Source organism: Kitasatospora sp. NPDC127121, assembly GCF_042677305.1.
Taxonomy (GTDB): domain Bacteria; phylum Actinomycetota; class Actinomycetes; order Streptomycetales; family Streptomycetaceae; genus Kitasatospora.
The window spans coordinates 64479-74287 of the sequence record NZ_JBHXTQ010000039.1 but is presented as its reverse complement, the minus strand read 5'-3'; the positions used below and the strand labels follow the sequence as shown (position 1 = coordinate 74287).

Sequence of the window (9809 nt, the reverse complement as noted above, 5' to 3'; positions counted from 1 at the left end):
CCGCGCGGCGCCCGCGGGCGTGGGTGGGGGGCCCCGGGCCGGGCGGCGTGGAATTCCGACCGGCTCCGGTCGGCCGGTGCCCGGGCCTGGGCGCGTGCCCGGATATCGCGCGCCCGGCCGGAATGGTTGAGACTCGCCCGGACAGGGCCTAGCGCTGCGCGACGTCCACGTTCTCCAGGACGCCGACCGCGTCCGGGACCAGAATCGCGGCGGAGTAATAGGCGCTGACCAGGTAGGAAATGACGGCCTTGTCGTCGATTCCCATGAACCGCACCGAAAGGCTCGGCTGGTACTCGTCCGGAATCCCGGTCTGGTGCAGGCCGACGACGCCCTGGTTGTCCTCGCCGACGCGCAGCGCCATGATCGAACTGGTGTGCCCGCCGATGACCGGGATCTTGTTGCACGGGAAGACCGGCACCCCGCGCCAGGCCGTGACGTGCTTGCCCTCGACCTCGACCGTGCCGGGGACGAGGCCGCGCTTGTTGCACTCGCGGCCGAAGGCGGCGATGGCCTTGGGGTGGGCGAGGAACATCTTGGTGCCGCGGCGGCGGCTGAGCAGCTCGTCCATGTCGTCCGGGGTGGGCGGGCCGGAGTGGGTCTGGATCCGCTGGTCGTACGCGGCGTTCTCCAGCAGGCCGAACTCGGGGTTGTTGACGAGCTCGTGCTCCTGGCGCTCGCGCAGCGCCTCGATGGTCAGCCGGAGCTGGTGCTCGGTCTGGTTCATCGGCTGGTTGTAGAGGTCGGCGACGCGGGAGTGCACCTTGAGGATGGTCTGCGCGACGCTCAGCTCGTACTCGCGGGGCTTGAGCTCGTAGTCCACGAAGGCGCCGGGCAGCTCGTACTCGCCCCGGTGCCCGGCGGAGAGGTCGATCGCGGCCTCGCCGTGCTTGTTCTGCGCCTGCTGGAAGCCGTTCAGGTACTCGATGACCTGCAGTTGCAGGGCCTCGGAGCGGTCGTGGAGCTCCTGGAAGGCGGGCCAGGAGAGCGCCATCACGGTGCCGGAGGTGGCGGCCCGGACGGTGTACGGCCAGGTGCCCTCCTCCTGCTGGAGGGCCTCGTCGCCGAGGTGGTCGCCGTCGGCGAGGGTGCCGACCACCGTCTCCTCGCCGTACTTGCCGGTGCCGAGCCGTTCGAGCTTGCCGTGCGCGATGAGGAAGACCTCGTTGATCGCCGCGCCGGCAGAGACCAGTACGTCGCCGGCGGCGAACTCCCGCTGCACGAAGCGCCCGGCCAGCTCCGTCAGGACGGCCTCGTCCTGGAAGCCGTGCAGCACCGGCACCTCGGCCAGCGTCGGCGGGACGATCCGCACCTCGGAGCCGGTCTTGACGAAGCTCACCCGACCGCGGCCGACCGAGTGGCGCAGGCGGCGGTTGACCCGGTAGGTACCGCCGGACACCTGCACCCAGGGCAGCGTCTTGAGCAGCCAGCGCGGGCTGATGCCCTGCATCTGCGGCGCGGACTTGGTGGTCGTGGCGAGGTTCCGCGCACCCGCCGTGCTCAGACTCTGCTGCTGCCGGATCTCCGGTTGCGCGCTGGGCGCGGGAACACCGGCATTGGTTTCGGTCGACATAGGGGGAGCCCTTCGCATGCCCGATGAAGTGTCGCCTTGCACATTCATGTTGCAGCTTCATGGTGGGCCCATTCGGGTGCATGCCGCAATCACTCATTCGAGTGGTTCGGGATAACCGAACAAATAGTACGACTGGATCACCCGATCGATATCTGTTCGATTGATTATTCGAACTTATCGGGAATACCGCCTCCCATCCTCCCCCATCGGCACCCCCTCCGTCGCCACCCCTTGACACCCGCACGCCCGGCACCCCTCCCGTCCGGGCCCGGGGAGCCGGCCGCTAAGGTGCCACCTCACAGGGCCCCCAGGCCAGTTGACGAGCACGGCCGACCACGAGCCCTGACCCTTCGTCACCCCATGCCCTGGGAGGCAGTCTTGACAGCCCCCGTCCGTGTCTGGCTCAACCGCACCTACGCCGAGAACGTCTTCTTCATCGAACAACTCCGCACCGCTCCTCGCCCGGTGGCGGTCCACGCGACCCACGCCGACCCCGACTCCCCGGTGCTCGCCGCCGCCGACCACGGCACCCTGGAACCCGCCGACCTGCCCGCCGACGCCTACGTCGGCTACGCGCTCGACTACTGCGCCCGGCACTCCATAACCGTCTTCCTCCCGCAGCTGCACCAGCTCGCCATCGCCCTCGCCCGGCCGGAGTTCGAGGCGATCGGCACCACCCTGCTCTGCCCGCCGGCCACCGCCATCGCCACCTACACCAGCAAGGCCGACGGCTACCGGGCGATCGCCGCCGCCGGACTGCCCACCCCGCCCTGGTGGCGGGTGCGCACCGCCGACGAACTGCTCGACGCCGTCGGCCGGATCGAGGCCGCCGGGCACACCGCCTGCCTCAAACCCACCACCGGCGCGGGCGGCACGGGCTTCCGGGTGCTCACCCGGGAGCCGTACGGGCCACGGCGGCTTCACGGCTGGGACCACCGGGTCCAGGTCGAGCAGGTGGCCGCCGCCCTGTCCGCCGGACCGGGCGCGGGGGACGGGGGGGACGAGCCCGTCGACCTGCTGGTGATGCCCTACCTGGACGGGCCGGAGGTCTCGGTGGACTGCCTCGCCGACCGGGCCGGCCACCCGCTCACCGTGGTCGGCCGCACCAAGGAGGGCCGCCGCCGCGGCTTCACCGCCGACCCGCGGTACCTGGAGCCGGTCCGGCGCCTGGTCGGGGCGAGCCGGATGGCGTACCTGTCCAACATCCAGTTCCGCGAACTGGCCGGGCGACCGGTGGTGATCGACGTCAACACCCGGCCCGCCGCCGGGCTCCACCAGCTGCGGCTGTGCGGCCTCAACCTGCCCTGGGACGCCGTCCGGCTGGCGCTCGGCGAACGGCCGGAACCCACCGGGGTGGATCCGGACGTGCACGGCGTCGAGTACACCCTGGTCTCCGGCATCCAGCCGGTGCGGCCGCGCCGGGCGCCGGGCGCCGTCTCCCTCGTCCGGCAGCGGTAGTCCGGACCCGACGGCGGGCGGCTCGTACGTGGCTCATGCGAGACTCACACGTGGCTCTTGTGGGGCTCGGTGCGGCCGCGCCGACGGCAACCCCGGTGCTACAGCGGGCCGTTCCAGTCGAGCGTCGGCTCCAGCACGCCCTCCAGGGTGAGCAGCCAGCGCTTCACGTCGATCCCCACCCGGCCGCCGCCGAAGCCGCCGATCCCGTCCGCCGCCACCACCCGGTGGCAGGGCACCAACAGGGCGACGGGATTGGCGGCCATCATCTGGCCGACCGTCCGCGCCGCCAGGCCGGGCTCGGCCACGTCCTCGAACACCCCGCTGAGGACCGCCAGTTCGCCGTAGGTGATGGTCCGGCCGTACGGCACCTCCTGCCAGAGCGTGCGCAGCACGGTGCGGTGCGGGCCGGAGCTCAGGCTCCAGTCGATCGGCAGGCCCAACTCACGGCTGCGGCCCGCCAGATAGGCGCCGATCCGGTCCCGGACGGCGGCGGTCTTCGACGCGTCGGTGCACGGCGGCAGTTCGCCGTCCCGCCCGCCGTACCCGGCCGCCGCCACGCCCAGCGGCGTCACGGCGATGTGCATCGGGCCGCTGGGCAGCGGCGTCTCCACCGTCAGCCAGGACATCGACCAGGACTGCGGCACGCTCGGGCCCCCACCCTCCGCCGGACCGGCCGCCGGCCACTCCGGCGCCCGCGGGGCGCGCGACCTCCGCCCGCCCCGCACGCCATCGTACGGCGGGCGGGGCGGCGCGCCTCCGGCGTCGGCGGGCACCGGGGCCGTCGGCTGCGGCGGACAGCGGGGCCGTCAGCGCCGCCCCTTCAGCTCGGCCGCGAGCGCCCGGGACCAGTGCGACAGCTCGGCGCGGTCCGGCGCCCGGCCCTCGCACAGCAGGGTGAGCTGCGCGTCGTTGATCCGGTTCGGCCCCGGGATCTCCAGCAGGTACGCCAGCTCCGCCAGTACGGTGGCGAGCCGCTCGGCGTCCGTGCGGTCCAGGGTGGCCGCGGACTCGTGGTGGCTGATGGTGAGCGAACCGGGCATGGTCAAACCTCCTCCGTCCACCCCCGCTCCCTCCACGGTACGACCGGTCCGGCCGCGGCGCCCGCCGCGGGCGGCGGGGGTGCGGCGGCCGGACCTGGTCGCGCTCCGGGGCCGGCCGGGTACGGTACGCGGTGGGCCGCACCGGGGCCGGGGGTGCGCCCCGGAGCCGTTCGGGGGCGGGTGGTCGGCGGATCCCGGAAAGATCGGACCAGCACGGGTCAGGGCGCGCTTTCCCGGTCGCCGTGGCGCCCGTCCTCGCCGTGCCGGCTCCCTTCCCAGCGGCGGTTCCGAACCGCCGGCACCGCCAACACCACCGTACCGGCCACGAGTTGCCAGACCGCACCGAGCAGCAGCACCTTGTCCACGCCGATCCGGTCCGCCGCCGGTCCGGCCGCCGCCAGCCCGAGCGGCCCCAGCACGAACGCGCCGAGCGCCCCGAAGGAGTTGACCCGGCCGAGCACCTCCGGCGGCACCCAGCTCTGCATCGTCGTGCTGACCAGCGTCCCGCTGACCGCCGAGCCGACCCCCGCCACCAGCGCGCCCGCCACCACCCACGGCAACGGCGCACCGGCCGCGAGCGCGGCGGAGGGCAGCGCCCAGGCCAGCGTGGCCACGGTGGCCACCGCGAGCGGCCGCTCGGGCCGGCGCCCGAGCATCACCAGCCCGCCCAGCACCGCACCGACGCCGTACACCCCCATCACCAGGCCCCAGGCCCGGGCGCCGCCGAGGTCCCGCTGCGCGGCGAGCGGGCCGAGCACCAGGAACGGCGCCCAGACCAGCAGGTTGAACAGGCCCATCTGGACGGTGGTGATCCAGAACCACGGCCGGGAGGCGAACTCCGACCAGCCGGCCCGCAGTTCGGCGAGCATCGGTTGCTCGCCGCCGGCCGCGTTCGCCGCGCGGTCGGGCAGCCGGAGCCTGGCCAGGGCGAACGCGCCGACGCCGTACGTCACCGCGTCGGCCAGCAGGACCACCGCCGGTCCCTGCGTCGCCGTCACCAGGCCGGCCGTCGCGGGCCCGGCCACCGTGGCCACCGAACGGGCCAGCCCCAGCAGGGTGTTCGCGTCGGCCAGGAGCTCCTTCCGGCGCACCAGGCCGGGCACGATCGCTCCGAGGGCCGGCAGGAACAGCCCCTCCCCGATCCCCCACACCGCCACCAGCGCGACCATCGCCCAGACCGGCGCCCGCCCGGCCGTCAGCAGCGCGGCGAACACCGCCTGGACGAGCCCGCGCAGGACGTCCGAACCCAGCATCACCCGGCGGCTGCCGAACCGGTCCGCGATCACCCCGCCGGCCAGCAGCACCAGCACCACCGGCAGGATCCGGGCCGCCATCACCCACCCCAGGTCGGTTCCGCCGCCGCCGCCGTCGAGCACCGCGAAGGCCACCGCCACCGGCGCCATCGAGGAGCCGAGGAGGGAGGTCGAGTAGCCGACGAAGAACCACGCGAAATCGCGCTCGCCCAGCACGGCGAGCCGGTCTCCCAGCCGCCGGCGGCGGGCCGGGATCCGTTCCGCATCCACTGCCATGGGCGGCAGTCTGCCCCCGGACGGGAACGGCGTTCAAGGGTTTCCGGGGAAAAGTTGAGTCTTTTGGCCTCAATATTTCGCGCCCCGCCGACCGCCGCAGTAAACGGCCTCAGAAACGGCTGTTCACCTGCGATTTACTGCGCTTCATGGGTAGCCTTCAGGAGTCCGGCCCGAGTTGATTTACTGCGGAAGAGGCCCCGACATGGCAGAGCTCCCCCCGGTCGAGTACGCCGTCGCCGTCGAGCGCTACCTGGCCGCCTCCGGGCTCGCCGAAGGCTCCCGGCGGATCTACCGGATCGCCCTGAACACCTGGGCCTGGGCCCTCGCCGACCGCCCCGCCCCCACCGGCCCCGACCGGCGGCGCGCCCGGCCGCCCGTCCTCCCGCTCGCCCTGCTCGACCACCCGGACGCCGCCCGCCGCCTGCGCACCGCCGCCGACCGCCGCCGCGCCGACACCGACCCGCGCACGCTCAACCGCGAACTCTCCACCCTGCGCGCCGCCGTGGCCTGGTGGCGGGCCCAGCACTGGCTCGACGACGACCCCACCACCGACCTGCACCCCGGCCCGCGGCCCGGACCGACCGTCGCTCCCCTGACCCCCGACGACCTGCGCGCCCTCTTCGCCCTCCGCGCGCCCCTGCGCGAACAGTCGCTCTGGCACCTGCTCCACGAGTCCGGCGCCGCCATCGACACCGTCCTCGCCCTCGACACCGACCACCTCGACCTGCCCCGGCACCGCACCCTCCACCGGCCCGGCCGCACCCCCGTCCACTGGCAGAGCGGCACCGCCCGACTGCTCCCCCTCCTCGTCGCCGGCCGCACCACCGGCCCGCTCTTCCTCACCGACCGCCGCGCCCCCGCCGGCACCCCCGCCCCCGACCGCTGCCCCCACACCGGCCGCGCCCGCCTCTCCTACCGCCGCGCCGCCGAACTCCTCACCGCCCACACCGCCCCCTTGACCCCCGGCGCCCACGGCTGGACCCTGCGTCAACTACGCCCCGGTGCACCTCCGGCACTGGATTCCGACGGCCGGGCACGACACCCTGGCACCCCCGATCGAAGGGACCCCGCGTGATCCCCGACAACGAGACCCGGCGGCGCCGGGAGGCCGTCAGCCGACTCGCCACGGAACAGGCGGTACTGATCGAGACCGCGGAGAGCTCCGGCACCGGCTTCCTGGTCGCCCCCGACACCGTGCTGACCTGCGCCCACGTCGTCCGCTCCGACCCGCACCCGGCAGTGACGGTGCACGGGCGCACGCTCCGGGCCGAGGTGGTGGCCCGGGAACCGCGGCAGGACCCGGACGGCGGCATCTACGCGTACCCGGACCTCGCGGTGCTCCGCCTCCCCGAACCGCTGGACACCGCGGGCGTCTGGCTCGCCGATCAGGTGCCCCCCGGCGGCTCGGACGTGATCGTCCACGGATTCAGCGACGCGACCCTGGACGCCGGCACCCACCGGGACACCCTGTACCTCTCCGTCGTCGGCCGCTCCGGCGAAGCGGGCCACTTCGTCCGGCTCAAGAGCGACCAGGTCGTCCAGGGGTTCAGCGGCAGCCTCGTACTCGACCCCGCCACCGGACGGGTGTGCGGAGTGCTCAAGACCTCCCGCGACGAGACGGCCGTCCTGGGCGGCTGGATGGTCCCCGTCGACGCGGTGCGGACCTGCTTCCCCGAACTGGCCCGGCGCAACGGACTCGGCCACCGGCCCGGCACGGCCTGGTACGACCTGGCGATGGACCGGGCCGGACGCCAGGTCCGGCTCTTCGGGGCGTACGGGCACCACCGCCCCCGCCAGACGCCCCGGCCGACCCCCGCCCAGCTGCTGACGCAGGGCGCGATGCCCTTCGTGGACCGCCCGGAACTCGCCGAACTGCGGGCCTGGTGCGCCGACGAGACCCCGCTGCTGCTGCGCCTGCTCCACGCGCCCGGCGGCTCCGGCAAGACCAGGCTCGCCGCCGAGCTGTGCCGGCTGATGGCCGAGGACGGCTGGCTCGCGGGCTTCGTGCAGCGCAGCAGCCTCGCGGGACCGGGGTGGCTGGACGAGCTGACCACCGCCCTCGACGACGGTCTGGCGGTCCTCGCCGTCTTCGACTACGCCCAGGCCCGGCTGGAGGACATCCGCACCCTGGTGGACCACGTCTCGCGGTTCGGACCCGAGCAGCCCCGGCTGCGCCTCCTGCTGCTCGCCCGCACGGCCGAGCCCTTCTGGCGGGCGCTGCAGAGCGGCGTCGACGACTGGGCGCTGGCCGACGCCAGCGTCGTGGAACTCCCCAGGACGATCCCCTCCGTCCCTTCCACTGCTTCCGCCGGGGACGCCTCGCCCGCCGCGCTGGTCGTCTCGGCCTTCGAGGTCTTCGCCCGACGACTCGGCCACGACCACCTGCCCGTACCGAGGAGCCTTCCGTCGCGCGCCGGGCGGGAGGACTCGCTGCTCGGCGTGCTCGCACTCGCGCTGGACGCCGTCCTCACCCTCGCCCGGGGAAGCAGCTGGTCCGGGCACGGCGATCCGCTGGAACGGCTCTGCGACCACGAGGTCCGGGTCTGGCACGCGCAGCTCACGGCGTGGCTGCCCGCGGAGCCGGCCCTGGCCGGCGAGGCCGGCCGGCTCCTGGCGGAAGGGCTCCTCCTCGTCCCGGTCCTCGCCCCCGGACGGCGCTCGGACCGGCTGATCGCCCTGCTGGAACGGGTCCGGGCCGAGGCCTTCCCCCACCAGCCGCCCCTCAACATGAACGTCGTCAACGCCCTCCTGCGCATGCTCTACCCGGCCGAGGACGGCCTGGTCGCCCCCGTCGGCCCGAGCCGGATCGGCGAGATCCTGGTCCGCCGGGTGCTGAGTACGCCGGAGAGTTCGGGACGCTCCGAGGAGTACCTGCTCGCCCTGCTGGACCCGCCGCACCCCGCCTCGCCGCAGGAGCGGATCGCGGCGGCCACCGAGACCGTGGAGATCCTCGCCCGCGCCCGCGGCTGCACCGGGGTGGGGCGGGTCGTGGACCACCCCGCCCACCCGGCCCTGGACGCCGCACTGGCCCGGAGCATCACCGAGCGGCCCGACGCGCTCCTGCCGGCCCTGGCCGTCAACGGCGCCGTACTGCCGCACGCCGAACCGCTGGCGGCCCTCATGCTGCCCGCCGTACAGGCGTGCGAACCGGACGTCCTCGCCGCCGTCGAGAGCCGGCTGCCCGGCTACCCCTCCAGCATGTCGCCGGTGGCGGCGCTGGTCCTGAAGCGCCTGTTGGACCAGCCGGACCCCGAATTCGGCGAGGAGGACCAGCTGCGCAGGCTGCGCCGCCTCATCAGCTACAGCCTCCGGCTCGACGAGACCGCCCCGGGCGTACCCGGTGCGGACGGACTGGCCCCGGGCTTACTCGCCGCGGACGGACTCACCCCTCGCGTACCCACCCCTCGCGTATTCGCCGCGGACGGCGTCCGCCCCGGCGACGGCGACTCGGCGCTGACCGCCGCCCAGCAGGCCGTCCGCCTCAGCCGGGACCTCGTCCGGCAGACCGGCCGCCACCTCCCCGAGTACGCGAGGGCGCTCCACAACGTGAGCCTCCTGCTGCACCGCGCCCACCGGACCGAACCGGCGCTCGAACACGCCAGGTCGGCCGTCGCCCGCTACGAGGAACTCCTCGCCGGGGCGGACGGGGACGACACCCTGCGCCAGACGTACCTCCTGGACACCGCGACGGCGCTGAGCACCCTGGCCCTGGTGCGGATGGAGGACGGCCAGGTGAGCGCGGCCCTCGACGCAGCCGCGCACGGCGTCGAGCTGTGCGAGGAGGCCGAACCGGGGTCCCGGCAGGACGACACCCTGCTGACCTGCCTCCAACTCCTCGCCCGGTGCGGGCAACTGGCCGGCCGGCCCGTCGAGGCGGTGACGGCCGGCTACCGGGCGCTCGCGCTGCTGCGCGAGCTGGCCGACCAGCAGCCCGGCCGCTACCTGGCCAGGCTCCCGGAGGCGTTGCACCGGCAGGCGATCGGCCTCGTCCGGGCCGGACGGGACGACGAGGCGTACCGCGCGCTGCGGGAGGCCGCACAGCTGCGGGCCGCCCTTCCGCCCGGCGACCGGCAACGGCTCGCCGCGCAACGGTCCTCGCTCCGAATGCTGGTCCAACTCTCCTCGGAGATAACGGAGTTCACCGACGAGCGCGCACACTGGGTGGAGCAGCTGGCGACCATGGGCAATCATGGCAAGTGAGGCCGCCGCCAC

At 74.3% G+C, this 9809-nt stretch carries 7 protein-coding genes; 3 read left to right on the top strand and 4 right to left on the bottom strand.

Features of this window, described 5'->3' with window-relative positions; translation table 11 throughout:
- Window positions 1-148: 148 nt before the first annotated feature.
- Window positions 149-1570, bottom strand: a complete 1422-nt coding sequence (locus ACFVHI_RS20535; protein ID WP_063348812.1) for a family 2B encapsulin nanocompartment shell protein — start codon at window positions 1568-1570, stop codon at window positions 149-151.
- Window positions 1571-1948: 378 nt separating this feature from the next.
- Between ACFVHI_RS20535 and ACFVHI_RS20530 the strand changes: the two genes are divergently transcribed.
- Window positions 1949-3028: an ATP-grasp domain-containing protein gene (locus ACFVHI_RS20530; protein ID WP_380341359.1), complete on the top strand. Its 1080-nt coding sequence runs from the start codon at window positions 1949-1951 to the stop codon at window positions 3026-3028.
- Between the two features lie 98 nt (window positions 3029-3126).
- Here ACFVHI_RS20530 and ACFVHI_RS20525 read toward each other — a convergent pair whose 3' ends face one another.
- The 3 genes from ACFVHI_RS20525 to ACFVHI_RS20515 form a co-directional block, all read right to left on the bottom strand.
- The gene (locus ACFVHI_RS20525) at window positions 3127-3672 is read right to left on the bottom strand and encodes a methylated-DNA--[protein]-cysteine S-methyltransferase (RefSeq protein ID WP_244293433.1); all 546 of its coding nucleotides are present in this window, start codon (window positions 3670-3672) and stop codon (window positions 3127-3129) included.
- 162 nt (window positions 3673-3834) lie between these two features.
- Window positions 3835-4068 (bottom strand): hypothetical protein, encoded by a 234-nt coding sequence (locus tag ACFVHI_RS20520; RefSeq protein ID WP_063348809.1) that lies wholly within the window; start codon window positions 4066-4068, stop codon window positions 3835-3837.
- A gap of 218 nt (window positions 4069-4286) precedes the next feature.
- Complete coding sequence (locus tag ACFVHI_RS20515; RefSeq protein ID WP_063348808.1) at window positions 4287-5597, bottom strand: MFS transporter; 1311 nt, start codon at window positions 5595-5597, stop codon at window positions 4287-4289.
- Between the two features lie 202 nt (window positions 5598-5799).
- Here ACFVHI_RS20515 and ACFVHI_RS20510 point away from each other — a divergent pair, with 202 nt between their 5' ends.
- Together ACFVHI_RS20510 and ACFVHI_RS20505 are read left to right on the top strand one after the other, a co-directional pair.
- Window positions 5800-6672 carry a hypothetical protein gene (locus ACFVHI_RS20510; protein ID WP_063348807.1) on the top strand — a complete coding sequence of 291 codons (873 nt, stop codon included), beginning with the start codon at window positions 5800-5802 and terminating at the stop codon, window positions 6670-6672.
- Window positions 6669-9797 (top strand): trypsin-like peptidase domain-containing protein, encoded by a 3129-nt coding sequence (locus ACFVHI_RS20505; RefSeq protein WP_063348806.1) that lies wholly within the window; start codon window positions 6669-6671, stop codon window positions 9795-9797. Before ACFVHI_RS20510 ends, ACFVHI_RS20505 begins: the two co-directional genes overlap by 4 nt.
- The last annotated feature ends 12 nt before the right edge of the window (window positions 9798-9809 follow it).

Coding starts and splice junctions, on each gene's coding strand:
- ACFVHI_RS20535 (WP_063348812.1), bottom strand. CDS start 1,570: ATGTCGACCGAAACCAATGCCGGTGTTCCCGCGCCCAGCGCGCAACCG.
- ACFVHI_RS20520 (WP_063348809.1), bottom strand. CDS start 4,068: ATGCCCGGTTCGCTCACCATCAGCCACCACGAGTCCGCGGCCACCCTG.
- ACFVHI_RS20515 (WP_063348808.1), bottom strand. CDS start 5,597: ATGGCAGTGGATGCGGAACGGATCCCGGCCCGCCGCCGGCGGCTGGGA.
- ACFVHI_RS20510 (WP_063348807.1), top strand. CDS start 5,800: ATGGCAGAGCTCCCCCCGGTCGAGTACGCCGTCGCCGTCGAGCGCTAC.